Origin of the sequence: Streptomyces sp. SM18 (genome assembly GCF_002910775.2) — a bacterium.
Lineage (GTDB): Bacteria > Actinomycetota > Actinomycetes > Streptomycetales > Streptomycetaceae > Streptomyces > Streptomyces halstedii.
The window spans coordinates 4,142,886-4,166,220 of sequence record NZ_CP029342.1 but is presented as its reverse complement, the minus strand read 5'-3'; the positions used below and the strand labels follow the sequence as shown (position 1 = coordinate 4,166,220).

20 protein-coding genes and 1 pseudogene are annotated in these 23,335 nt (G+C 72.6%); 10 read left to right on the top strand and 11 right to left on the bottom strand.

Annotated elements, in window-relative coordinates:
• Positions 1–113 precede the first annotated feature (113 nt).
• Both B9S64_RS18895 and B9S64_RS18890 read left to right on the top strand, forming a co-directional pair.
• Positions 114–296: a hypothetical protein gene (locus B9S64_RS18895; protein ID WP_093532033.1), complete on the top strand. Its 183-nt coding sequence runs from the start codon at positions 114–116 to the stop codon at positions 294–296.
• Positions 275–1,174: a hypothetical protein gene (locus B9S64_RS18890; protein WP_103489081.1), complete on the top strand. Its 900-nt coding sequence runs from the start codon at positions 275–277 to the stop codon at positions 1,172–1,174. Before B9S64_RS18895 ends, B9S64_RS18890 begins: the two co-directional genes overlap by 22 nt.
• Before the next feature lie 70 nt (positions 1,175–1,244).
• Here the strand turns inward: B9S64_RS18890 and B9S64_RS18885 are convergent, their stop codons facing one another.
• Entirely contained in the window at positions 1,245–2,585 is a 1,341-nt protein-coding gene (locus B9S64_RS18885) for an FtsX-like permease family protein (protein ID WP_103489080.1), read from the bottom strand.
• A 3-nt stretch (positions 2,586–2,588) separates the two neighbouring features.
• Positions 2,589–3,458 carry an ABC transporter ATP-binding protein gene (locus B9S64_RS18880; RefSeq protein ID WP_103489101.1) on the bottom strand — a complete coding sequence of 290 codons (870 nt, stop codon included), beginning with the start codon at positions 3,456–3,458 and terminating at the stop codon, positions 2,589–2,591.
• A 195-nt stretch (positions 3,459–3,653) separates the two neighbouring features.
• Between B9S64_RS18880 and B9S64_RS18875 the strand changes: the two genes are divergently transcribed.
• Positions 3,654–3,932 carry a metal-sensitive transcriptional regulator gene (locus B9S64_RS18875; protein ID WP_103489079.1) on the top strand — a complete coding sequence of 93 codons (279 nt, stop codon included), beginning with the start codon at positions 3,654–3,656 and terminating at the stop codon, positions 3,930–3,932.
• Positions 3,933–4,054: 122 nt separating this feature from the next.
• Here the strand turns inward: B9S64_RS18875 and B9S64_RS18870 are convergent, their stop codons facing one another.
• From B9S64_RS18870 to B9S64_RS18860, 3 genes are all read right to left on the bottom strand, one after another.
• The gene (locus B9S64_RS18870) at positions 4,055–4,795 is read right to left on the bottom strand and encodes a sulfite exporter TauE/SafE family protein (RefSeq protein ID WP_103489078.1); all 741 of its coding nucleotides are present in this window, start codon (positions 4,793–4,795) and stop codon (positions 4,055–4,057) included.
• Positions 4,792–5,157 carry a rhodanese-like domain-containing protein gene (locus B9S64_RS18865; protein WP_103489077.1) on the bottom strand — a complete coding sequence of 122 codons (366 nt, stop codon included), beginning with the start codon at positions 5,155–5,157 and terminating at the stop codon, positions 4,792–4,794. The genes B9S64_RS18870 and B9S64_RS18865 overlap by 4 nt, the downstream gene beginning before the upstream one ends.
• Before the next feature lie 89 nt (positions 5,158–5,246).
• Entirely contained in the window at positions 5,247–6,611 is a 1,365-nt protein-coding gene (locus B9S64_RS18860) for a rhodanese-like domain-containing protein (RefSeq protein WP_103489076.1), read from the bottom strand.
• A gap of 208 nt (positions 6,612–6,819) precedes the next feature.
• On the opposite strand from B9S64_RS18860, the pseudogene B9S64_RS18855 reads away from it, so the two are divergent.
• Together B9S64_RS18855 and B9S64_RS18850 are read left to right on the top strand one after the other, a co-directional pair.
• Positions 6,820–7,595 (top strand): annotated as a pseudogene (locus B9S64_RS18855) (SDR family oxidoreductase).
• A gap of 57 nt (positions 7,596–7,652) precedes the next feature.
• A complete protein-coding gene (locus B9S64_RS18850) occupies positions 7,653–8,846 on the top strand; it encodes an MFS transporter (RefSeq protein WP_258037704.1) in 1,194 nt (397 codons plus the stop codon).
• A gap of 85 nt (positions 8,847–8,931) precedes the next feature.
• Here B9S64_RS18850 and B9S64_RS18845 read toward each other — a convergent pair whose 3' ends face one another.
• Positions 8,932–9,438: a zinc ribbon domain-containing protein gene (locus B9S64_RS18845; RefSeq protein ID WP_103489075.1), complete on the bottom strand. Its 507-nt coding sequence runs from the start codon at positions 9,436–9,438 to the stop codon at positions 8,932–8,934.
• A gap of 115 nt (positions 9,439–9,553) precedes the next feature.
• On the opposite strand from B9S64_RS18845, the gene B9S64_RS18840 reads away from it, so the two are divergent.
• Together B9S64_RS18840 and B9S64_RS18835 are read left to right on the top strand one after the other, a co-directional pair.
• Positions 9,554–10,549, top strand: a complete 996-nt coding sequence (locus tag B9S64_RS18840; RefSeq protein WP_103489074.1) for an aldo/keto reductase — start codon at positions 9,554–9,556, stop codon at positions 10,547–10,549.
• Positions 10,550–10,922: 373 nt separating this feature from the next.
• Positions 10,923–12,098, top strand: coding sequence for a DUF2776 family protein (locus B9S64_RS18835; protein WP_103489073.1), 1,176 nt, complete (start codon positions 10,923–10,925; stop codon positions 12,096–12,098).
• A gap of 58 nt (positions 12,099–12,156) precedes the next feature.
• Here B9S64_RS18835 and B9S64_RS18830 read toward each other — a convergent pair whose 3' ends face one another.
• Both B9S64_RS18830 and B9S64_RS18825 read right to left on the bottom strand, forming a co-directional pair.
• Positions 12,157–13,488 carry an MFS transporter gene (locus B9S64_RS18830; protein ID WP_028439423.1) on the bottom strand — a complete coding sequence of 444 codons (1,332 nt, stop codon included), beginning with the start codon at positions 13,486–13,488 and terminating at the stop codon, positions 12,157–12,159.
• A gap of 86 nt (positions 13,489–13,574) precedes the next feature.
• Complete coding sequence (locus tag B9S64_RS18825; protein WP_103489099.1) at positions 13,575–14,015, bottom strand: MarR family winged helix-turn-helix transcriptional regulator; 441 nt, start codon at positions 14,013–14,015, stop codon at positions 13,575–13,577.
• 134 nt (positions 14,016–14,149) lie between these two features.
• Between B9S64_RS18825 and B9S64_RS18820 the strand changes: the two genes are divergently transcribed.
• Positions 14,150–14,362, top strand: a complete 213-nt coding sequence (locus B9S64_RS18820; RefSeq protein WP_176712302.1) for a hypothetical protein — start codon at positions 14,150–14,152, stop codon at positions 14,360–14,362.
• A 39-nt stretch (positions 14,363–14,401) separates the two neighbouring features.
• On the opposite strand, the gene B9S64_RS18815 is transcribed toward B9S64_RS18820, so the two are convergent.
• Positions 14,402–15,859 (bottom strand): NCS2 family permease, encoded by a 1,458-nt coding sequence (locus B9S64_RS18815; protein WP_103489072.1) that lies wholly within the window; start codon positions 15,857–15,859, stop codon positions 14,402–14,404.
• Between the two features lie 196 nt (positions 15,860–16,055).
• Between B9S64_RS18815 and B9S64_RS18810 the strand changes: the two genes are divergently transcribed.
• Both B9S64_RS18810 and B9S64_RS18805 read left to right on the top strand, forming a co-directional pair.
• On the top strand, positions 16,056–16,346 hold the full coding sequence (locus B9S64_RS18810) for a DUF2530 domain-containing protein (protein WP_103489071.1): 291 nt from the start codon (positions 16,056–16,058) through the stop codon (positions 16,344–16,346).
• A 132-nt stretch (positions 16,347–16,478) separates the two neighbouring features.
• Positions 16,479–18,878 (top strand): HAD-IC family P-type ATPase, encoded by a 2,400-nt coding sequence (locus B9S64_RS18805; RefSeq protein WP_103489070.1) that lies wholly within the window; start codon positions 16,479–16,481, stop codon positions 18,876–18,878.
• Positions 18,879–18,963: 85 nt separating this feature from the next.
• Here the strand turns inward: B9S64_RS18805 and B9S64_RS18800 are convergent, their stop codons facing one another.
• Together B9S64_RS18800 and B9S64_RS18795 are read right to left on the bottom strand one after the other, a co-directional pair.
• Positions 18,964–19,815 (bottom strand): DUF5707 domain-containing protein, encoded by an 852-nt coding sequence (locus B9S64_RS18800; protein ID WP_103489069.1) that lies wholly within the window; start codon positions 19,813–19,815, stop codon positions 18,964–18,966.
• A 202-nt stretch (positions 19,816–20,017) separates the two neighbouring features.
• Positions 20,018–23,203, bottom strand: a complete 3,186-nt coding sequence (locus B9S64_RS18795; protein ID WP_103489068.1) for a sacsin N-terminal ATP-binding-like domain-containing protein — start codon at positions 23,201–23,203, stop codon at positions 20,018–20,020.
• Between the last annotated feature and the right edge of the window lie 132 nt (positions 23,204–23,335).

The following is a 23,335-nucleotide window of genomic DNA, read 5'->3' as shown; positions in this document are numbered from 1 at the left end:
TCGGCAGTGGAGGCAGCCATGGCATTACGGTTCGTCGGGATCGATCCCAACACCGGGCGCCCGAGACCGTAGCTCTCCGCGCAGCCGCGTTCGAAGCTGTGGGGCAACGAGCCGTGCCGCACGAGAAGTACACCTTCTGGAAGCCGTACGAACAGCTCATGCCCGCTTCCCCCTCCTCCGGCGCCCAGGCTGCCCGTGAAGCACTCGCCGTGGGCGAAGACGACGGGCGGGACGTGTTCGCTCACCTGCCACGCGACTGGAAGGACATCCGGACATGGGCACGGAGCCTGCTGTGATCCCGCCTCCGGCCGAAGCCGTCGGCGTCCTCGAAGGCCGCTTCGGCTGCCCTCTCGTCGCGGAGCCCGTCAGCCGTCGGCGCGGCTCCCAGGTCTGGCGGCTGACGGGCGACCATGTGCGCCTGGCTCTCAAGGCCGATGCGCCCGGAGGCGGCGCCGCCCGTGGCACGGTGAGCGAAGTCGGCCGGGAAGACGCTGTCTTGACCACTCTCATCGGCGTCGGCGCGCTGGATCCCACGTACCGGGTCGCGGCCGGTGCCTGGGAAGGCGGACACTGGCTCGCCGTGCGCTGGATCGGTGGGCAACAACTCTGGCGCGCCCTCTCGACCACGCGCGGTCCTGAAGGAGACAGTCCTGCCGTGCGCCCCTGGCTCCTCGGTATCGCCCGCACCTGGGCCGAACGCCTCGCCCTCCTACACGCCGCAGGGTGGACGCACGCCGATGTCCAGCCCACCAACACCCTCGTCGACGCGGGCACCGCCCACCTGATCGACTACACCCTCGCCTGCGGCCCCACGCCCGTAGACCGCCTGCCGTACCGGGGAGCACTCACCCACACCACCGCCCCCGAGATCGCGGACCGTCTCCTGCGCACCGCACCGGATACGCATGTCCAGGCCGAGTGGCCGGCCGACATCTGGGGGCTGGGGGCCTCGCTCTTCTGGTGCTGGACGGGAAACCGGCCCTTCGCCTACGAGGACGACACCCCGCGTGAGGAGATGCTCAAGGTCATCGCGAAGGCCGGGACGACTCCTCTGAGCGATGTGCGGCCCTGGCGGTTCCCCGAGTTCGAGGAAGCCGTCACCGCCTGTCTGGCCCCTTCCCCCCAGGACCGGCCCTCCGGCGCGGAACTGGCCGCGCTTCTCGGTGCCTTGTGATCACGCTCGCGCTCCTGCCTCCCAGGCGGTACGCCGTAACAGCCCACCCGGCCACGCGTCGCCCCGGCCCTCACGCGCCCACGGCGACCGCGTCCACGGCCGGGGTGCGCAGGGTCGTGCGGGCGGTTGCCAGCGTCGTGCCGAGGGTCGCGGCGGTGGCGACCGCGACGACGGCCAGCCAGGTGCCCGGTCCCTGGTCCGGCAGCACCTGGCCGGTGCGGACCATGGTGAAGGGGATGATGCCCGCGACCCCCGCCACCGTGCCCAGGAACAGCCCGGTCAGGGTGAGGACCACCGCTTCGCAGCCGACCGTGCCCAGGACCTGGCGCGGGGTGGCCCCGGCGAGGCGTTGCCGGCCGAACTCGCCGCCCCGGTAGGAGGTGGCCGCGTACAGGCTGTTGACGAGCATTACGCAGGAGAAGACGACGACGATGCCGACGACGACGAGGTTAAGGGTCTCCACGTTCTTGTCGTCCACGGTCTTGGCCAGGCCCGACGCCGTGACCCAGTCGCTCTCGACGGCCTGGATGTAGAGGGTCGCGGTCGCGATGCCGGTGAAGATGATCATCGGCATGAGCACTCCGGAGAGTTCCGCCCCGCGTCGGCGCAGGTGGCGTGTGGTCAGGTAGCCGCTCGCTCCGCCGATCCGGTCCACCGGGCCCTGGAGCCGTCCCAGGACCCGGCCGAGCAGGGACGGGGCGAGGACGGCGAAGCCCACGGACAGCAGGATGGCCCCGTAGGCGGGGAAGGCCATCAGCGTTTCCTCGGTGCCGTCCATGGCGTACGTGGCCGAGATGCCGGCGGCTCCCGCGACCAGGGCGGCGGTGCCCGAGAGGGCGCGACCCCGGCCGCCCCGCCGGGTGCGGGCCCCGGCGGCCGCCCTGGTGGCACGGCGTACGGCGAGGAACGCGGCGCCCGCCGTGGCCAGCAGCACGATGCCGGCCCCGGAGCCCAGGGCGACCGGACCGAAGACCGGATCGACCCGTTCGGAGACCTGGCCGCTGTCCTGGAACAGGCCGACCAGGACCCGTCCGCCGAGTACGGCGGGGCCCACGGCCGCCAGGGTGGCGACCGTGGCGACGACGACCGCCTCTCCGACGACCATGCGCGTGATCTGGGCGGGGGTGGCGCCGGTGCAGCGCAACAGGTGCGTCTCCGCCGCTCGTTGGCGGACGTTGACGGTGAGGGTGGAGGCGATGGCGAAGAAGACGAGGAGGGAGCCGTAGCCGCCGACCACGCTCGCCGAGAGCGTCAGCGACTCCGCGCTGACGTCGTCGGTCCCGGGGGCGGCGGCCGTGTCGAGCAGCGAGCTGAACGTCATGATGATCACGGCGCCGAGGAACGCGGAGAGCAGCGTGGCGGCGAAGCGCCCCGGGCGCTGCCGGACCGAACGCAGGGCCAGGAAGAACACGGCTCACACCCCCGTCAGCGGGTCGCCCTGCGGATGCCGGTCGGCGGCCCGGTCCCCGAGGGGGTTCACGCCTTGCCCAGCCCGGTCCCCGAGGTGGGCCAGGCGTTCCGCGGCCCGGTCCCCCAGGTGGGTCATGCGTTCCGCGACCGCCTCGGCGGTGGGCGCGCGCAGTTCTCCCGCCGGTCGGCCGTCCGCGAGGAACACCACGGAGTCGGCGTAGGCGGCGGCCACCGGGTCGTGGGTGACCAGGACGACGGTGCGGCCGTGCAGCCGTACGGTCTCCCGGAGCAGGGTCAGCACCTCGCGGGCGCTGCGGGTGTCCAGCGCGCCGGTCGGCTCGTCGGCGAAGATCACGCTCGGCTCGGTGACCAGGGCGCGGGCGATGGCGACGCGCTGGCGCTGTCCGCCGGAGAGTTCGTCGGGGCGGTGGGTGAGGCGTTCGCCGAGCCCCACCTGGGTGAGGATCGTCCGGGCGCGTTCCTGGTCGACGGGGCGGCCGGCCAGCCGCAGCGGCAGGGTGGTGTTCTCCGCCACGGTGAGGGTCGGCAGCAGGTTGTACTGCTGGAAGACGAAGCCGATGCGGTCCCGGCGGAACTTCGTGAGCGCCGCCTCGCCGCCGCCCGTCATCTCCTCGCCGTCCACCACGATCTGCCCCCGGTCGGGGCGGTCCAGCCCGGCGGCACACTGGAGGAGCGTGGACTTCCCGGAACCCGAGGGGCCCATGACCGCCGTGAACGTCCCGGCGCGCAGGCTCAGGCTCACCTCGTCCAAAGCGGTCACGGCGCCGCCCCCTGTTCCGTACACCTTGCTCACCGACACCAGCCGCAGTGCCTCGGCCGACCGCCGCGGAGGTCGCCGTCTGCGAGCGAACATGACCGTCACCTTCCCCTCGTCCGACGCCTGGTGCGCCACGGTGACGACGCTACGGAGAGGACTCCTCCGGTACACGGGGCGTACACACCCGAGTGCGGGGTGGTGCTGGGTGCACCCCGGCCGGACACCGCCTCCCGCTCGGGAGCGGGCACGGTAAGATACCCCTAGGGGTATGTATTCGACACGGGAGGAACCATGCAACTGGAGCTGGCGGCCGACGAGCTGAAGTCGGTCCTCAACCGGCTGCGCCGGGCCCAGGGACAGATCGCCGGGGTCATCAGGATGATCGAGGAGGGCCGGGACTGCGAGGAGGTCATCACCCAGCTCTCCGCCGCTTCCCGCGCCCTGGACCGGGCGGGTTTCTCGATCATCGCGACGGGTCTGGAGCAGTGCCTCACCGAGGAGGGGCAGACCGTCGCCGACAAGGACCGGATGCGCGCCCGGCTGGAGAAGCTGTTCCTCTCCCTGGCCTGAGGCGCCCGGTGTGAGGTGCCCTGGCCTGCCGTTCCTGGCTTGAGGCGCCTGGCCTGAGGCGCCCGGCTGGAGACTTCCGGCCGGAGGCCCGAGGCCCGGTGCCACGCCAGGGGTCCGGCGCGTCAGACGACGGCGTCCACCAGCATGACGGCCGCGACGCCCAACAACAGGACGGCGAAGACCTGTTGCAGCCGGGCCCCCGAGACCTTGGCCGCGAGGCGCCTGCCGTCCCACGCGCCCAGGATCGCGGCACCGGCGAAGGGCGCGACCACTGCCCAGTCCAGGCCGGCGGCCCCGCCGGTACGGGTCATGAGCGAGGCCAGGGAGTTGGTGGTGATCACCAGCAGGCTCGTCCCCACCGCGGCCTGCATCTCGAACGCCAGCACCGTGACCAGGGCGGGTACGGCGAGGAACCCTCCCCCCACGCCCAGCAGCCCGGTCAGGGCGCCGAGCCCGGCGCCCGTACCGGCCGCCTTGAGCGGCCGCACCTCCTTCGGCGCGGCGGTCGCCGGGCGGAGCATCCGGACCGCGGCGAGCGCGGCGACGGCGGCGAACGCGGCCGTGAGCACGGGCTGCGGCAGCCGGGTCGCGGCCGCCCCTGCCAGGGCCGCCGGCAGAAGTCCGGCGGCGGCGAAGGCCGCTCCGGCCCTCCAGCGCACGTGCCCGGCGCGGGCGTGCGCGTACAGGGAGGTGGCGGTGGTGGCCGCGACGATCAGCAGGCTCGCGGTGGTCGCCGCGGCCGGGGTGAAGCCGAGCAGATAGATCAGGGCGGGCACGGCCAGGACGCTGCCGCCGCCACCGAGCGCACCGAGCGCCAGACCGACCACGGTCCCCGCGACCAGGGCCAGGACGAGCACGCTCACGCCGTCGAACCGCTCCGGCCGCGCCCGCCGGTGACGGGAAGGCCCGCCCGCTCCCAGGCGATCATGCCGCCCTCCACGTCGAGGGCGTCCACCCCTCGTCCGGCCAGGAGCTTCGCGGCCTGCCGGGAGCGGTGCCCGGAGCGGCAGACCGCCACGACGGGACGGCCCTCGACGGCGCCGGGGAGAGCCGCGCCGGCCAGCAGACGGGTCAGCGGCAGGTGGACCGCGCCGGGGGCGTGGCCCGCGTTCCACTCGGAGACCTCACGTACGTCCAGCAGGACGGCACCGCCCGGGGTGCCGGTGCGGGTACGGGCCTCGGCGGGGGTGAGCCGGCCGGGGCCGCGCCGGAAGGGGTTGCGCATGATCGTTTCCTTGGTTCTTTACGTTACGTTACGGTGCGTTTCGTTACGGTGGCCGGGCCGCCTCGCGGCCTTCGTGCCACGGTCGGCCGTCAGCCGCCGTCAGCCGTCTCCACGGTGAGTCCGGCGGCGCGGGCGGCCTCGAAGCCGTCGTCCACGGCGACGACCTCACGTCCGGCGGCGTCCAGCAGGGACGCGGCAATGGCGGCCCGCATCCCGCCCGCGCAGTGCACCCACACCGTCCCGGCGGGGACTTCGTCCAGGCGTCCGCGCAGGGTGTGGACGGGGATGTGGACGGAGTCGCGGACATACCCCTGGGCGCGCTCGGAGTCCCGGCGCACGTCCAGCACCACCACCTCGTCGGCCCGCTCCGCGAGGGCGGCGAAGTCGGCGCGGGGGAAGGAACGCAGGGTGTCCCCGGCGCGCACCCAGGACGCCGGGTCGCCGGTGGCCGCCGAGGCGGGGCGGTCGATGCCGACCCGGACCAGCTCCCGCTGGGCCGCGGCGAGTTGCTCCGGGCTGTCGGCGAGCAGGCTCACGGGCTTGCCCCACGGGATCAGCCAGGCCAGGTACGTGGCGAGCTTGCCCTCGGCCTCGAAGTTGAGGGTCCCGGCCACATGGCCCCGGGAGAAGGCGGCACGGTTGCGCAGATCGACGACCCACTCCCCCGCCGCGAGCCGGTCCGCGATCTCGGCGGGATCGGCGATCCGGGGCGGCGTGAGGTCCACCGGCGCGGGACCGGACGCGTTGACCGGCCCCATGTGGGCGTAGTACGCGGGTACGTCCTCCAGCCCCGCCAGCACCCGCGCCACGAACGTGTCGGCGTCCAGCGTCAGCGCCTCGTTGCTCCGCCGCTCCGCGCCGATCGTGGTGGCGTCCCCTTCCGCCTGCGAGGAGGAACAGAAGCTGCCGAATCCGTGGGTGGGCAGGACCTCGACGGCGTCGTCCAGTTCGGCGGCCAACCGGTGGGCGGAGGCGTGCTGGGCCCGTGCCAGCTCCTCGGTGAGGCGCGGTTCCACCAGGTCGGGGCGGCCCACGCTGCCGATCAGCAGGGACCCACCGGTGAAGGCGGCGACCTCGCGGCCGTCCTCGGCCAGGACGTAGGAGGTGTGGTGCGGGGTGTGGCCGGGGGTGGCCAGCGCGCGGAGCACGAGCCCCGCGTCCACGGTGACGGTGTCGCCGTCGGCCACGGGTATCCGCTCGAAGGCGACCCGGGCGGCGGCGGGCACCAGATAGCGGGCGCCGGTCAGCCGGGCCAGCTCGGGGCCACCGGTCACGTAGTCGTTGTGGATGTGGGTCTCCACCACGTACGCGACGCGCACCCCACGCGCGGCGGCGGCCGCCAGCACCCGGTCGGCGTCGCGCGGCGGATCGACGACCACGGCCGCCTCCGGGCCGCCGGCCAGATAGCTGCGGTTGCCCAGGCCTTCGGTTTCAAGGGTGTCGACGAAGAACACGGACGGTCTCCTTCTCCTGTGCGGGCTGAAAATTACCCCCCGGGGTATACATCGACTGTAACAGCAATACCCCAGGGGGTATTTCCCCGGGCCCCGCCACCCTCATCCCAGGGCCCCCGCCACTCCCGTCCCCCGGACCCCGGCCACCCCCGGGCCTTCGGCAAAAGCGCTTGCCCTTCCCGTGCCCGGCCACGGAACATTCCTGCCTGTGACGACGACACACGCACACGAGCCCGCCCGCCGACCGCTGGCGCTGATCACCGGCGTCGGCCGCACCGTCGGCATCGGTGCCGGAATCGCCCGGCGCCTGGCGGCCTCCGGCTGGGACATCGCCTTCACCTACTGGACGCCGTACGACCACCGCATGGACTGGGGCGTCGAGCAGGGAGCCACCGAGGCGATCACCGCCGCGCTGACCGAGCTCGGCGCCGCCTCCGTGGCCATCGAGGCGGACCTGACCGACCCGGACACCCCCGGCCGCGTCCTCGACGAGGCCGAGAGCCGGCTCGGCCCGGTCACCGCCCTGGTGATGTGCCACGCCGAGTCGGTCGACTCAGGGCTGCTCGACACGTCCCTGGAGAGCTTCGACCGGCACTTCGCGGTCAACACGCGGGCCTCCTGGCTGCTGATCCGCGCGTACGGACTGCGCTTCCGGGGCGCCCCGGGCTCGGGCCGGATCGTCGCCCTGACCAGCGACCACACGGTCGGTAACCTGCCCTACGGCGCCAGCAAGGGCGCCCTGGACCGGATCACCCTGGCCGCCGCCCGCGAACTCGCGCACCTCGGGGTGACCGCGAACGCCGTCAACCCCGGCCCGGTGGACACGGGATGGATGACCCCGGAGGTGAAGGAGAGCCTGACCGCCGCCACCCCGCTCGGCCGCCTCAGCACCCCCCGGGACACGGCCCATCTGGTGGACTTCCTGTGCTCGCCCGAGGGTGCCTGGATCCCCAACTGCTGATGAGCAACGGGGGCCTGGCGTAAGCCCCTTACGGCGGACTCGGCCGCACGGCCACGACGGACGACAACGGGATGAGGCCCATGGACACGGCCACGGCACAACCGGCTTCCTGGCGTCGTGTGGCGGTGCTCGTCGCCCTCATGCTGGCCGCGTTCACCTTCAACACGGCGGAGAACCTCCCCATCGGCCTCCTGGAGCTCATCTCCGAGGGGCTGCGGGTCTCGGTGCCCTCGGTCGGCTACCTGGTCACCGGCTACGGCGTGACGGTGGCCGTGGCCTCCCTGCCCCTGGCCCACGCCACACGGACCGTGCCCCGCCGCCAGGTGCTCTCCGGGGTGCTGGCCGCCCTCGTCGTCTCCAGCCTGGTCGCGGCCCTGGCCACGTCCTACGGGGTGCTGCTCGGGGCGCGGCTGCTGACGGCGCTCGCCCAGGCGTTGTTCTGGGCCGTGATGGGGCCGGTCGCGGTGGGCCTGTTCCCGGCCGAGGTGCGCGGCCGGGTGATCGGGGTGCTGTCCGTGGCCGGTTCGCTCGCCCTCGTCCTCGGCGTGCCCACCGGGACCTGGCTGGGCCACCACAGCGACTGGCCGGTGCCGTTGGCGGCGCTCGGGGGCCTGGGGCTCCTCTCCCTCGTGACGATCGCCACCCTGCTGCCCACCTCACGCCCGGAGGAAGGACACGCCGCCTACGGGACCGCTCCCGACACCCGCAGGTTCGCGACCGTGCTGGCCGTCGGAATCCTGTCCGCCACGGGGGCGTTCGCGGGGTTCACGTACATCGTGACGTTCCTGGGCGACGTGAGCGGCTTCTCCACGGGCACGATCAACCTCCTGCTCGTGGCCTTCGGCATCGCGTGCCTGGCCGGGGTGGGCGTCACCGGGGCGCTGCTGGACCGCTTCCCGCGCGCCGTCCTGGGCACGGCGGTGGCCACCCAGGCGGTGGGCACGCTCGGCCTGTACGCGACGGGCTCCGACCCGGTGGCGGCCGCGGTGTTCCTGACCGTCATGGGCTGCGCCCTCGGACCGGTCTTCATGGCCACGCAGAACGAGATGCTGCGCTGCGCCCCTGGCCGTACGGACATGGCGCTCGCGGCCAACTCCGGGGGCTACAACGCGGGAATCGCGGCCGGGGCCGCGATCGGTGCGCTGCTCCTGCCCCGCGTGGAGGTACGCGGCACCTTCCTGGCGGGCGGTCTGCTGGCCGTCGGGGCGTGCGCGGTGCTGCTCGTCGAACGCCTGCTGCCGCACGGCGCCGTGCGGACGCCCGTACACAGCTGACGTACCGTCAGGCACGGCCCCGCACGGGCGCCTTCACGCAACTGACGTACCGTCACCCCAACGCGAGGCGTACCGCCACCCGCGCTCAGTGCGGCTGACGCTCCGGGAACGGCTCACCGCAGGCGCTGCAGAACCTCGGCGCCCGGTCCGCCGACAGCCGGCCGCACTCCGGGCAGACCAGGTCCAGCATGCAGGGGGCCTCGCCGCCCTCGGACCGCACCGGCGCACCGGCGGCCGGCCTGATCGTGAGGCCGGGACGGCGGCGGTGCACCGTGAAGTACGCCAGCCCCTCGGGTCCGGCCTCCAGGGCACGGCGCGAGGTGCGCGGCAGCCAGGTCACGGTCGTCGGCACGAGCCCCAGGACGTCCCCGTCGCCCGTACGCAGGGTGCCGCCGCCCGCGAGGACGACCAGCAGCACGTCCAGGGTGTCCTCCTGGTGCTCCCCGACCGCCGCGTGCGGGGGCAGCCGGACGACGTTGGCGTCCAGCTCCCGCCCCTGTTCGGCGAGGTGCCACAACGCCCCACGTTCACCCGGGGCGGCCCCGGCGAGCAGGTCGTCCAGCAGGGCGAGGATCCGAGGAGTCGCGTTCACGGCGCCCAGGCTACGCCGGGGGCCCGGCGCCCGGGGTGGGCGCGGCCGGAATCCGTCGGGGCCGCTTCCGTACGTACTTGCTTCGAGCGCGCTCGAAGGCGTTGGCTTGGGTCTCATGAAGTACACGCAGCTCGGACGCACCGGACTCAAAGTCAGCCGCCTCGTCCTGGGGACGATGAACTTCGGCCCGCAGACCAACGAGAGCGACAGCCACGCGCTCATGGACGCCGCGCTGGACGCGGGCGTCAACTTCTTCGACACCGCGAACGTCTACGGCTGGGGCGAGAACAAGGGCCGCACGGAGGAGATCCTCGGCACCTGGTTCGCCCAGGGCGGCGACCGCCGCGACAAGGTGGTCCTCGCCACCAAGGTCTACGGCAACATGGGCGCCGACGGCGAGGCGTGGCCCAACCACGACAAGCTGTCCGCCCTGAACATCCGCCGGGCCGTCGACGCCAGCCTCAAGCGGCTCCAGACGGACCATATCGACCTGTACCAGTTCCACCACGTCGACCGGTCCACCCCGATCGAGGAGATCTGGCAGGCCATCGACGTACTGATCCAGCAGGGCAAGATCCTCTACGCCGGGTCGTCCAACTTCTCCGGCTACAAGATCGCCCAGGCCAACGAGCGGGCCCGGCAGCGGGGCAGCTACGGGCTGGTCAGTGAGCAGTGCATCTACAACCTGATGCAGCGCGACGCCGAGATGGAGGTCATCCCGGCCGCCCAGGAGTACGGCCTCGGGGTCATCCCGTGGTCGCCGTTGCACGGCGGGCTGCTCGGGGGCGCGATCCGCAAGGAGCGCGAGGGCGGCGGCGCCCGCTCCACCTCCGGCCGGTCCGGCGACGCGCTCGCCGACCCGAAGCTGCGGGCGCGGATCCAGGCCTACGAGGACCTGCTGGAGAAGCACGGCCTGGAGCCCGGCGAGGCGGGTCTGGCCTGGCTGCTGACCCGGCCCGGGATCACCGGCCCGATCTCCGGTCCGCGCACGCGGGAACAGCTCGACTCCGCCCTGCGGGCGGTGGAGCTGGAGCTGTCGGACGAGGTGCTGGCCGCCCTGGACGAGATCTTCCCGGGCCCGGGTCCGTCGCCGGAGAACTTCGCCTGGTAGCCGGCGCGCCGGTCACGGCCGTCCTCGCGGCTGACCACCCCGGGGGCCACCGCGCCGGTCGCGGCCGTCCTCGCGGGCTCAGCCCCCGAGGGCGGCCGCTGCCGCGACGACGAGGAACATCAGCACGAGCACGGCCGCCATGATGCGGTTTCTGGTCTTCGGGTCCACCCGACGAGCGTAACCGCCCGCCTCCCCGTCCCGGCGGCCAGGCCCGCACGACCGCGTACCGGGAGCGCCCCCTCCCCCGGGTCCGGCTCACCGGGGGTGCTCGGGTGGCGGGACGGCCGCGAGGGCCGTGGCCGAGGCGTCGTCCGGTGGCAGCCGAAGGGCGCGAAAAGGATGATGGTGCGGGACTCCAGCTCCAGGAGGCCCGATGAACTACAAGGTCAGCGTCCTGTTCCGCGCGATACCCGTTCTCATGGGCGCCGTCTCGGCCGCGTTGGGCGGGTACGTACTCGCGCACGCCTCCGGGCCGAGCGCCCGGGTCGCGGGCCTGGTGCTCATCTTCCTGGCAGCCATCTGCCTCTGCCTCTTCTCCACCGCGGCCACGATCATCCGGCAGCTCATCGGCCGCTTCTCGGCGCTGGACCGGGTGCTCTACCCGGCACTCGGCTTCGCGGTCAGCGGCGTCACCGTGGGGTACGGGCTCTCCCTGCTCACGGAGACCCCGCGCCCGCCGCCCGACTTCGTCGCCGGGCACGTCGTCTTCGGCGTCGGCATGATCTGCGTGTGCGTCTCCGCCGTGGCCACGGCCTCCACCCGGTTCGTCATGATCACCGAGAACTCGGCGCTGCCCGAAGGGTCGCCCCCGCGCTCGCCCGCACCGTTCGGCCCGCTCACCGTACGCGTCCTGCTGGCGCTCCCGGCCCTGGCCGCCCTGGTGACCTGGGTGTGGGCCGTCGTCCTGCTGGCGGGCGGGGGCGGCGGCGCCGCGGCGGGACGTTTCACCGCCGGGCACGTGATGGCGGGCCTGGCGCTCGTCTGCACCTGCCTCATCGGGCTGGTGGCCAGCATCCTGCGGCAGATCCAGAACACCTACACACGCCGGGAGCGCGTCCTGTGGCCCGCGGCCGCCGCCTGCCTCGGCGCCGTCGGCATCGTGTGGGGCCTGCTCGTCCTCGCCCTCCACGACCGGTCCACCCAGCTGTCGGCCGGATACGTCGTCATCGGTCTCGGCCTCATCTGCTGGAGCATCCTCAGCAAGGTGCTGCTCCTCGCGCTCGTCTGGCGGCGGAAGGCCCCCCTGGCGAACCGGGTGCCGCTGATCCCGGTCGGCACGGCCCTGCTCTGCCTGTTCCTCGCGTCGTTCCTCTTCGAGTCGGCCGACTCCGCGGTCCTGGTCGCGGCCCGCGTCCTGATCGGCCTCGGCTGCGTCTGCTTCTCGCTGTTCTCCATCGTCTCCATCCTGGAGAGCGGGACCGGCGGCGGAGACGACGACCCGGAGGACGGGACGACCCCGGCGGCGCCGGAGACCGGGACCCCGGCGACGGGCGGCACCGACCGCGCCACCGGCGGGCGGGAACCGCCCGGCGACCGCCCCGCGACCTGAGAACGGCCGCCCTCCCCGGCGGGGGAGGGCGGCCGTGTGCGGTCCGTCGGTACGGCGGTCAGGCCGCCGCGGCCAGCTCGCGCGGGACTATCCGCACGTGCGGGCGGCCAGGGCGCAGGTCCACCTTGACGCGCAGGTTGCCGACGCGGGTCAGCATGAAGCCGACGGCGACCGCGGCGACCATCGAGATGGCGCCACCGACGGCCATGCCCGTCCGGGCGCCGTAGGTGTCGCTGATCCAGCCGACGATCGGGGCGCCCACCGGCGTACCGCCGGCGAAGACCATCATGTACAGGCTCATCACCCGGCCCCGCATCGCGGGGTCCGCGGCCATCTGGACGCTCGTGTTGGCGCTGATGTTGGTCGTCATGCCGATCATGCCGATCGGGAGCAGCAGCAGCGCGAAGAGCCAGACGGCCGGCGAGAGCGCCGCGACGACCTCCAGCAGACCGAACACCGTGCCCGCGGCGACCACCATCCGCAGCCGCGAGGAACGGCGGCGGGCGGCCAGCAGGGCTCCGGCCAGGGAACCGGCCGCCATCAGGATGTTGAAGAACGAGTACATCCCGGCACCGCCGTCGAAGATCTCGTCCGCGAAGGCCGTCAGGAAGATCGGGAAGTTGAAGCCGAAGGTGCCGACGAAGCCGACCAGGACGATCGGCCAGACCAGGTCAGGTCTGCCGGACACGTAGCGCAGCCCCTCGCGCAGCTGGCCCTTGGCACGCTTGACGGTCACGGACGCGTGCAGCTCGTTCGTCCGCATCATCAGCAGGCCGACCAGCGGGGCCGCGAAGGACAGGCCGTTGAGCATGAAGGCCCAGCCGCTGCCGACCGTGGTGATCAGGACACCCGCGACGGCGGGGCCGATGAGGCGGGCGGACTGGAAGTTCGCGGAGTTCAGGCTGACGGCGTTCCGCAGCTGGGCGGGGCCGACCATCTCCGAGACGAACGACTGGCGCGCCGGGTTGTCCACGACGGTCACCATGCCGAGCAGGAACGCGATCAGATAGACATGCCAGACCTCGACGACGCCGGAGAGAGTCAGCACGGCCAGTGCGATGCCGCACAGACCGAGCGCTGCCTGGCTGATGAGGAGCAGACGCCGCTTCGGGAGGCGGTCGGCGATGACGCCGCCGTACAGGCCGAAGAGCAGCATCGGGAGGAACTGGAGGGCCGTGGTGATACCTACGGCGGCGGCGGACCCGGTGAGGCTCAGGACGAGCCAGTCCTGCGTGATGCGGGACATCCAGGTACCGGTGTTGGAGATCACGGCGCCCGTGGCGAACAGGCGGTAGTTACGGATCTTCAGCGACGAGAAGGTCCCGCCGGTCGTGCTCTCGTGGGTGGAAGTCGGTGCGGGGGCGGAGTCTGCTCCGGATCCCGTACTCAAAGGGGTTCGCCTCCTCGGCGTCTACGGCGTACGTGCTGACGAGGACGTGGCGCGGGCGCCGCGGACGGTGTCCGCCGCGCCCGGGGTCACAGGTGGGCCAGCTTCTCCAGCACGGGCGCGGCGGCCCGCAGCGTGTCCCACTCGTCCTCGTCCAGGCCCTCGGCGAGGCCGGCCAGCCAGGCGTTCCGCTTGGAGCGGCTCTCGGCGAGCATGGCTTCCGCCTGCTCGGTCCGGCTGACCATCTTCTGCCGACGGTCTTCGGGGTGCGGTTCCAGTCTGACCAGGCCCTTGGCTTCCAGCAGCGCGACGATGCGGGTCATCGACGGCGGCTGCACGTGCTCCTTGCGGGCCAGCTCACCCGGGGTGGCGGAGCCGCAGCGGGCGAGTGTCCCGAGCACCGACATCTCGGTCGGACTCAGCGACTCGTCGACGCGCTGGTGCTTCAGGCGACGGCCCAGCAGCATCACCGCGGAGCGAAGGGAGCTCACGGCGGCGGCACTCTCGCCGTCGTGGATCAGGTCAGGCATGTTCATTAGCGTAACTCATTAGCTTCACTAAAGACCACTCGGTGGTACACGCGCGAGAAACTGATCACCCGAACGAGTGAGTAAGAGCCGGAAAGACGCGCGAAACGGCTACATGTGCCGAGACCCTGCTGAGCATGGGATCGACAGTGCTCAGCCTGCGGATAGACGGTGAGCTGCTCGACCGGCTCCGCCGGCACGCGGCCAGACGCGGCATGAGCGTCCAGGACTACGTGGTCCAGACGCTCGTCCGCGACGACTTCGACGAACGGTTCAGCGCGGCCGTCGACGAGACCGAGAAGTTCTACGGGGCGGACCTCCCGCAGGACCCGGCCGACCGGGTCACCTGAGGAGGTCCGCCCCGTAGGGGTGGACGTGCGCGGCGGTGGTTACGTGAGGCCGAGCGCCGGCATCGCGTAGTAGAAGACGAAGACCGCCGAGACCGCGTACATCGCCACCGGGACCTCCCGGCCGCGGCCCGCCACCAGGCGCAGCACGCAGAAGGCGATGAAGCCGATGCCGATGCCGTTGGTGATCGAGTAGGTGAGCGGCATCATCAGCATCGCCAGGAACGCCGGGATCGCGAGCGTGTAGTCGCTCCAGTCGATGTCCCGCACGGAGCCCGCGAGGATCATGAACCCGACCGCGACCAGCGCGGGGGTGGCGGCCTGCGAGGGGACCATCGTCGCCAGCGGCGTCAGGAACAGCGCCACCGTGAAGAGCAGCCCGCTCACCACGCTCGCCAGACCGGTGCGGGCACCCTCACCGACGCCGGCCGTGGACTCCACGAAGCAGGTCGTCGCCGAGGAGGAGCTGGCCCCACCGGCGGCGACGGCGACACCGTCGATGAACAGGACCTTGTTGATCCCGGGGAAGTTGCCGTCCTTGTCCATCAGCTTCGCCTCGTCACCGACGCCCAGGATGGTGCCCATCGCGTCGAAGAAGCAGGACAGCAGCACGGTGAAGACGAACAGGACGCCGGTCAGCAGCCCGACCTTCTCGAAGCCGCCGAGCAGGCTGACCTCACCGATGAGCCCGAAGTCCGGGGAGGCGACCGGGTTGCCCGGCCACTCGGGGACGGTCAGCCCCCACGCCTCGGCGGGCAGCCCGGCCACGGCGTTGATGATCAGCGCCACCGCGGTCATGGCCACGATGGAGATCAGGATCGCGCCCGGCACCTTGCGGACGAGCAGCGCCAGGGTGAGCAGGGTGCCGAGGACGAAGACCAGGACCGGCCAGCCGTTGAGGTGGCCGTCGTTGCCGAGCTGGAGCGGCACGGTGGTGTGCGCGGCGTCCGGGATGCGGGAGACGAACCCGGAGTCGACCAGGCCGATCAGCAGGATGAACAGGCCGATCCCGATCGCGATGCCCTTGCGGAGCGACTTCGGTACGGCGTTCATCACGCGTTCGCGCAGCCCGGTCGCGACGAGGAGCATCACGACGATGCCCGCGAGGACGACCATGCCCATCGCGTCCGGCCAGGTCATCCGGGGGGCGAGCTGGAGGGCGACGACGGTGTTGACGCCGAGCCCGGCGGCCAGCGCGATCGGCACGTTGCCGATGACGCCCATCAGCAGGGTGGAGAAGGCGGCCGACAGCACGGTGGCGGTGACCAGCTGGCCGCCGTTGAGCTGGTGCCCGTACATGTCGTGCGCGCTACCGAGAATGATCGGGTTGAGCACGATGATGTACGCCATCGCAAAGAACGTGGCGAATCCGCCGCGGATCTCGCGCGCGACGGACGACCCCCGCTCGGAGATCTTGAAGAAGCGGTCCAAGCCGCCGGAAGGCTGCTGAGGGGCCGGGGGCGGAGTGGCGTCGACCGGAGCGGTGGCCGAGGGGGACATGTAGGACCTTCAGTCGGGCATCGGGGGAGTAAAAGTGGTCAGCTTTGGATGTTCGTACCAATAATTCGAGACAACCGGAAGCAGATTCAGTATGAATACATAAGGCGAAGATCGCTATCTCCGCGCGTAGACCCTGGTGGCGACTACCCTGTCCGCCCCTGTCCGCCCCCGTTCGGCCACGACCTAGACTGGGCGCATGGAGAAGTGGACACCGAAGCACGAGGCACCGGAGCCCCTGGAGGGCCCGGTCGTCGCCACGATCACCGGCGGCACGGTCATCTGGTTCGTCCTCTTCCTCGTGCAGCTCCCCTTCTACGGCTGGTACGCCGACCACGGCCACACCTGGTGGATCTGGGCCTGTCTGGCCGGTGGCGGTCTCGGCCTCATCGGCGTCTGGTACGTACGGGCGCGGGACGCGGCGATCAAGCGGGACGCCGCGCGGACGGCCGGGACCTCCGGACAAGCCGCGCCGGGCGCCGGACACTGACGGACCGGGGCGGCTCATGACGGACCGGCGCGGGGCACCGTGTACGCCCCCGGGACCGTTTCCCTCCTCCCACGGCCGGATCTGGGGACCCCCGGCGGGTGAAGCGCTCCGGCGGCCCGTACGGTCGGAGCCATGACGCAGCGGGCACTCGACTCCCCCGGAGAGCGACCGGACCCGGTACGGCCTCCCGGGTCGGCCGGCGGGCTGAGCGGCGCCGAGGTCGCCGAACGGGTCGCGCGTGGCGAGGTCAACGACGTGCCCGTACGCTCCTCCCGCTCCGTCAGCGAGATCATCCGCGCGAACGTACTGACCCGGTTCAACCTGATCATCGGCGTGCTCTGGGTGATCGTGCTGCTCGTCGCACCGATCCAGGACAGCCTCTTCGGCTTCGTGATCATCGCCAACACCGGGATCGGCGTCGTCCAGGAGTGGCGCGCCAAGAAGACCCTGGACGGCCTCGCGGTCATCGGTGAGGCGAAGCCCACCGTGCGGCGGGACGGGAAGGCCGCCGAGGTGTCCGTCTCCGCGATCGTCCTGGGCGACCTGGTGGAGCTGGGGCCCGGGGACAAGGTGGTGGTGGACGGCACGGTCGTCGAGGCCGACACCCTGGAGATCGACGAGTCGCTGCTGACCGGTGAGGCGGACCCGGTGATCAAGCGTCCGGGCGACCCGGTGATGTCGGGCAGCTTCGTGGTCGCCGGGGGCGGGGCGTTCACCGCGACCAGGGTCGGCCGCGAGGCCTACGCGGCACAACTCGCGGAGGAGGCCTCCCGCTTCACCCTCGTCCAGTCCGAACTGCGCAGCGGCATCAGCACCATCCTCAAGTACGTGACGTGGATGATGGTGCCGACCGCGCTCGGTCTGATCATCAGCCAGCTGGTCGTCAAGCAGCACGCCTTCAAGGAGTCCGTCGCCCGGACCATCGGCGGCATCGTCCCGATGATCCCCGAGGGCCTGGTCCTGCTCACCTCGATGGCCTTCGCGATCGGTGTCATCCGGCTCGGCCGCAAGCAGTGCCTCGTACAGGAGCTTCCCGCCATCGAGGGCCTGGCCCGGGTGGACGTCGTCTGCCTGGACAAGACCGGCACGCTGACCGAGGGCGGCATGGACGTCACCGAGGTCCGGCCGCTGAACGGCTGGGACGAGGACGAGGTCCACCGCGTACTGGGCGCCCTGGGCGGCTCCGACCCCCGGCCCAACACCAGCCTCCAGGCGATCATCGACGCCTGTCCGGACGACGGGCGGTGGACCGTCACCCAGACGCTGCCGTTCTCCTCGGCCCGCAAGTACAGCGGCGCCGCCTTCACCGACGCCGAGGGCACCGCCTCCGCCTGGCTGCTGGGCGCCCCCGACGTGCTGCTGGACACCGACGACCCCGCCCTCGCCGAGACCGGCCACCTCAACGAGCAGGGGCTCCGGGTGCTGCTCCTCGCCCGCGCCCGGGACGCGCTCGACGCCCCGGACGCCGCCACGGGCGCGAAGCCCGCCGCGCTGATCGTCCTGGAACAGCGGTTGCGGCCGGACGCCGGGCAGACCCTGGCCTACTTCGAGGACGAGCACGTCTCGGCGAAGATCATCTCGGGGGACAACGCCGTCTCGGTCGGCGCGGTCGCCCAGAAGCTCGGGATGCCGGGCGCCGAGAACACCCTGGACGCCCGCCGGCTGCCCGCAGACCGCGACGAGATGGCCTCGGCGATCGAGCGGAACGCCGTGTTCGGCCGGGTCGCCCCGCAACAGAAGCGGGACATGGTGGCGGCCCTCCAGTCACGCGGCCACACCGTCGCGATGACCGGTGACGGCGTCAACGACGTCCTGGCGCTGAAGGACGCCGACATCGGGGTCGCGATGGGGTCGGGCTCGGAGGCGACCCGCGCGGTGGCCCAGATCGTGCTGATGGACAACAGCTTCGCCACCCTGCCCTCGGTGGTGGCCGAGGGCCGCCGGGTCATCGGCAACATCACCCGGGTCGCCACCCTGTTCCTCACCAAGACCGTCTACTCGGTACTGCTGGCGGTCCTGGTGGTCTGCTTCCAGGTGGAGTACCCGTTCCTGCCGCGCCACCTCACGCTGCTGTCCACCCTGACGATCGGGGTGCCGGCGTTCTTCCTGGCCCTCGCCCCGAACAGGGAACGGGCCCGCCCGCACTTCGTGCACCGGGTCATGCGGTACTCGATCCCCTCGGGGGTCATCGCGGGGGCGGCCACCTTCGCCACGTACCTGCTGGCCCGTCACCACTACACCGGTCCCGGCGCGCTGGACGCCGAGACGAGCGTGGCCACGCTCACCCTGTTCCTGGTGTCGATGTGGGTCCTGGCGATCATCGCCCGCCCCTACACCTGGTGGCGGGTCGTCCTGGTGGCGTCCATGGGCCTGTGCTTCCTGGTCGTCCTAGCCGTGCCGACGCTCCAGCACTTCTTCGCGCTGAAGCTGGTGGGGTCGGTCATGCCGTGGACCGCGGTGGCGATCTCGCTGGTGGCGGCGGCCGCCCTGGAGCTGGCCTGGAGGCTGGTCGGCCGCCGCTTCCCCTCGTGACGCGGTCCCTCACACGTCCGCGACGGCGGGTCCCGGTCACTTCACGTACTCCGGGACCCGCCGTCTCACGTGCGTCGGGTGCCGGCTACTTCACGTCCACGAAGTCGCCCGCGGCGGTGACCGCCGGGGTGGTCGACGTACCGGCGAAGGAGTAGCGCCAGTAGCCGTCCACCGAGGCCTTGACCGTGGTCTTCAGCGCGCCCGTGCTGTTCGACTTGACGGTCTTGACGGTCGTGTAGGTGCTGCTGCCCTTCTTGCGGAACTGCAGCTTGACGGGCTGCTTGGTGTAGCCCTTGTAGGTGCCGGTCTCCCAGTTGGCGCGCGTGAGCTTGCCGGTGATCGTGAGGGTCTTGCCCTTCTTCACGGGCTCCGGACCGGCGTTGGCGGTCAGCTTGGAGAAGCGCTGGAGCTTCACCTTGGCGAACTTCGTCTTCTCGACGAGCTGGCCGTCCTTCGCGGCCACGGCGACCGCCAGGTGCCAGGAGGCCGCGTCACTGTTGATCAGCCAGGCCGGGTCGACCGTGATGGTCAGGGTGCAGGTGGAGGTGGTGGCACTCGCCGCCTTGCACTTGGCGTTGTCCTCGTTCTGCGAGAAGCCGAAGCTGTCCTCGGACTCGATGTCGCTGCCGATCCACAGCGCGGCACCGGCCCCGGCGATCCCCGAGTCGTCGGTGGCGGTGACGGCGACGGTCACCTTCTTCTTCGACTTGGTGCCGACCGCGATCGGCTTGCCGCCGTTCACGACCGCCTTGGTGATCTTGAGATCGGTGTCCGAGGTGAGGGACCGGGCGGCCATCCGCTCCTGGGCCTTCTGCGGCGCCTGGAGCGAGAAGTCGTGCGTCCACGAGCGCCCTTCGTCGGCCTGGGCGGCCGGAAGCGCGAGAGCGGAAAGAACCAGGGCGCCGGAGACGGCGGCCACAGTGGCACGCATACGCATGTGTTCCCCTGATGGAGAGGGGGCCCGCGGCATGTGGTTCGGCCGGCGGGGCCCGTCTGGTCGATGAGTCTGCTGACTCGACAGACCAGACGGGTCCCCGATGTGAATGGTTGTACACACTCATGACTTTCCCGTGAAGATCACAGGAGGCGGGCGGCCCCGGCGGCCACCCGGCGGCCACCGGGAACGGCCCCCGGCACCCTCAGTCGAACCAGCGGTCGCGGGCCAGCTCCCGGGTACGGGACGGGTCCTCCAGCAGGGCCGCCACCTCGAAACGGCGCGGCCACTGACCGGCCGCCCAGGCCAGACCCGCCGCCACGCCCTCCAGCGTCGAGGCGTGGACCACCCCGTCCGGGGTGCGGCGCCAGTCCAGTTCGACGCCACCGGCGCGGAGTTCACCGTGTTCGAGGTAGGTGGCGGGCGTCCCGGCGCCGAGCAGCGCCCGTACCGGCTCGGGCACCTGGTGCTCCTCGCCCTCGGTCGTCACCTCCGCCTCGACCCTCTCGCCGAGCCGCGGCACCTGGAGCAGCTCCGCCAGCTCGGCCGCGCGGGCGGGCGCCACCGGCAGCAGGGGCATCCCCCCGGTGAGCGGCAGCACGTCGGGGGCGTCCGCGACCACCGCGTCCGCCGCGTCCACCACCCGCACCTCGCCGTCCACGACGGCCCGCAACTCGTCGGGGAGCGTGACCTGTTCGGGGTCCAGGTCGGCGAGGGCGGTGTACAGCGCGTGCAGCTGTACGGGGCTGACGGGACGGTCCTCGTCCGCGAGCCTGCCCAGCAGCTCGGCCGCGCCGCCCGGCTCGTCCAGCAGGGCGGCCACCGAGGTGCGCACCCCGAGGGCGCGCAACACCTCGGCGTCCTCGAACCCGCTCGCGTCGACGGCGTCGTACAGGCCCGCCAGCAGAGGGTCACCGCTCGCGGAGCGCAGTCCCGCGGGCCGGCGCCCGTCGAGCACCGGGTGGTCGCGCAGCCACCAGGCGGTGTACGGGCGTACCGACCGCGTGGTGCCGTCGGGGAGCAGGACCCGCACCGGCTGGGTCAGCGCGTCGCGCAGCGGCGGCCGGGCCAGCAGGGCGAGCGCCTGCGGCCAGGCGTCGTCGTCCACCAGGTCCAGATCGCGTACGGCGACGATCTCGGTGGCGACCGGCGGCACCGGGGTGTCGGGCAGCCGGTCCAGGACGTCCTCGCACCAGACGTCCACGGCGTCCAGCAGTCCGGCGTCGTCGGGTTCGGCGAAGTCGCCGTCGCGGGGCTCCAGTTCGTCCGGATCCAGCACGACGTCGTCGGCGCGTACGAGGGTGAAGCCGGCCAGCACCCCGCAGGCGGTCAGCGGGCGTTCGCCCCAGCGTCCGGCCAGCTCCTCGTCGCACAGGGCGAGTTCGTCCTCGCGCATCACCTGGGCGAACGGGCTTCCCGGCAGCACGAGTTCACCGGCGGGCGCGAGCTCGCCGTCCTCGTCGGGCAGGGCCAGGGCGCCCAGCCAGGGTTCGTCCCCGGGCTCCAGGTCGGCGTCCCGGACCAGGGTGAGGACGGTCTCGGCCAGTTCTTCGCCGCTCGGCGCGTCCTCGTCCCAGATCTCGCCCGCGTCCAGCGACCCGGCGACCGCCGCCCGCACCTGAGGGGTCGTCAGCACCGCGCGCGGGGTCGCGGGCAGGGCGCCGAGCTTCTCCAGCAGCGGATGGGCGGCGTCCGGGTGGGCCACCTTCAGCCCGAGCCGGGCCAGCCGGGCGAGGACCGGGCCGGTCAGCGCGTCGGGCAGCGGCAGGAGCACCTGCCGGGGGCCGATGGTGGTACGGGGCACCTCACCCGCCGCGCCCTCGCCCGCGAGCGGGACGGGCAGCCCGGAGAGCCGGTCCGGATCGACCCCGGCGAGGCTGTCGTAGAGCCGGCGCCACCACTCCGGGGCACGCTCCAGTCCGGCCAGTCGGTCGACGGCCTCGGTCAGCGGCACCCGGGCGACGCCGAGCGTACGCAGCTCGGTACGGCGTTCCAGCCCGGCGGGCAGCAGACACGGCAGCACCTCGGCGAGGACCCGTACGGTCTCGGCGCCCACCCCCTCGACCACCTCGGCCTCCAGGGGGCGCAGCGCGGTGGTCGCCGTGCGGGGCGTCCCGTCGGCGCCGCCCTCCCAGTCGTCCCAGCGGTCGTCCTCGGCCGGGTCGCGGGGGGCCGCCGCCTCCAGGAACGCGACCTTGGGCAGCCGCTCCAGGATCGCCGCCCGCAGCTCGCCGTCCAGGTGCCCCTTGCCGAGCGGGCCGGGCACGAGCGCGATGGTGGCGGTGGAGACCGGCTCCCACGCGGCCAGCAACTCCGCGTAGGCGTCGGCGGCCCGCTCCACCAGGAAGTCGGTCAGCGGACCGGGCGCGGGGTGCCTGCGGGTGGTGTCCAGCGGCAGCGAGGCGATCAGCAGCGCGGGGACGCCGAGCGGCTCCTCGGTGGGGGTCGGCGCGTGCACGACCGGTGCCGTACGGGGGGTTCGGGGCGCGCCGTCCTCGTCCACCGGCACGGCCCAGGTCACCGACCAGTGCGGACGCAGCCGTTCCTCCACGGGCCGGTCCGCGAGCAACGCCCGCTCGACGGATCCGTGGCGCACGACGGTGCGCCAGCGGTGGGTCCCGCTCGCGGAGTCCTCGACGTGGGTGTACGGCCCGTGCTGCGACCGGCCGAGCGTCCGTACGCCGTCCGGCGTCTCGACGACGACCTCGGCGAGGCCGGGCAGGGTGAGCAGCAGCGCGTCGTCCACCGCGGCGAGCAGCCGGGCCACCAGGTCCTCCGCGACGCCGTCGCGCAGGGGCAGCACGACCACGGTGTCGTAGCCGTCGGGCGCGGTGCCCTCGGCGGGCAGCGGCAGGCGGAGCAGCGGTACGTGGCCGTCGCGGCGGCGCAGTTCGTCCCCGAGGCCGGGGCTGCCCGCGGCCGCCTGCCGGGCGAGTTCGCGGGCCTCGGCGAGCGACCAGCGGACGCCGCCGTGCCGGCCGACGAGGGCGGGTTCGTCGCTGACCGCGAGGACGGCGGCGAAGCCGACACCGAACCGGCCCACGGCCTGCTCGTGGCCCTCGCGCTTGGCGGAGGCCCGCAGGGTGCTCAGGGACTCGACGCCGGTGGCGTCCAGGGGCGCGCCGGTGTTCGCGGCGGCCAGCACGGCGCGGCCGTCCCGGTCCTCGTGCAGGGTGAGGCGGAGCCGGCCAGGGACACCGGCGCGGGCGGCGGCGTCGGCGGCGTTCTGGGCCAGCTCGACCACGAGGCGGTCGCGGTAGCCGCCGAGCACGAGGTCCTCCTCGGCGTTGGCGTCCTCCCGGAACCGGGCGGGCCCGGCCCCCCACGCGTCGAGCACGCCGCGCCGCAGCCGTGCGGTCCCGAACGGATCGGCCCCCTCGGTCGCCTTCATGCTCACGCTCGTAACTCCACTCTTCCGGTGACCCGTGACGCCCAGTGTGCGCCCGAAGGTACCGCGCGTGGCGCCGCCCATCCGGCCGAGGGGTTCCGTCCTCGCACCCCGGACGGCCGGGGGTGCCCCGCG

Excerpts from the sequence above, each read along its gene's own strand:
- B9S64_RS18875 (WP_103489079.1), top strand. The coding sequence starts at position 3,654 with ATGCAACTGGAGCTGGCGGCCGACGAGCTGAAGTCGGTCCTCAACCGG.
- B9S64_RS18890 (WP_103489081.1), top strand. The coding sequence starts at position 275 with ATGGGCACGGAGCCTGCTGTGATCCCGCCTCCGGCCGAAGCCGTCGGC.
- B9S64_RS18825 (WP_103489099.1), bottom strand. The coding sequence starts at position 14,015 with ATGCCTGACCTGATCCACGACGGCGAGAGTGCCGCCGCCGTGAGCTCC.
- B9S64_RS18795 (WP_103489068.1), bottom strand. The coding sequence starts at position 23,203 with ATGAAGGCGACCGAGGGGGCCGATCCGTTCGGGACCGCACGGCTGCGG.
- B9S64_RS18850 (WP_258037704.1), top strand. The coding sequence starts at position 7,653 with ATGGACACGGCCACGGCACAACCGGCTTCCTGGCGTCGTGTGGCGGTG.
- B9S64_RS18880 (WP_103489101.1), bottom strand. The coding sequence starts at position 3,458 with ATGTTCGCTCGCAGACGGCGACCTCCGCGGCGGTCGGCCGAGGCACTG.
- B9S64_RS18865 (WP_103489077.1), bottom strand. The coding sequence starts at position 5,157 with ATGCGCAACCCCTTCCGGCGCGGCCCCGGCCGGCTCACCCCCGCCGAG.
- B9S64_RS18820 (WP_176712302.1), top strand. The coding sequence starts at position 14,150 with ATGGGATCGACAGTGCTCAGCCTGCGGATAGACGGTGAGCTGCTCGAC.
- B9S64_RS18810 (WP_103489071.1), top strand. The coding sequence starts at position 16,056 with ATGGAGAAGTGGACACCGAAGCACGAGGCACCGGAGCCCCTGGAGGGC.
- B9S64_RS18805 (WP_103489070.1), top strand. The coding sequence starts at position 16,479 with ATGACGCAGCGGGCACTCGACTCCCCCGGAGAGCGACCGGACCCGGTA.
- B9S64_RS18815 (WP_103489072.1), bottom strand. The coding sequence starts at position 15,859 with ATGTCCCCCTCGGCCACCGCTCCGGTCGACGCCACTCCGCCCCCGGCC.
- B9S64_RS18840 (WP_103489074.1), top strand. The coding sequence starts at position 9,554 with ATGAAGTACACGCAGCTCGGACGCACCGGACTCAAAGTCAGCCGCCTC.
- B9S64_RS18835 (WP_103489073.1), top strand. The coding sequence starts at position 10,923 with ATGAACTACAAGGTCAGCGTCCTGTTCCGCGCGATACCCGTTCTCATG.
- B9S64_RS18800 (WP_103489069.1), bottom strand. The coding sequence starts at position 19,815 with ATGCGTATGCGTGCCACTGTGGCCGCCGTCTCCGGCGCCCTGGTTCTT.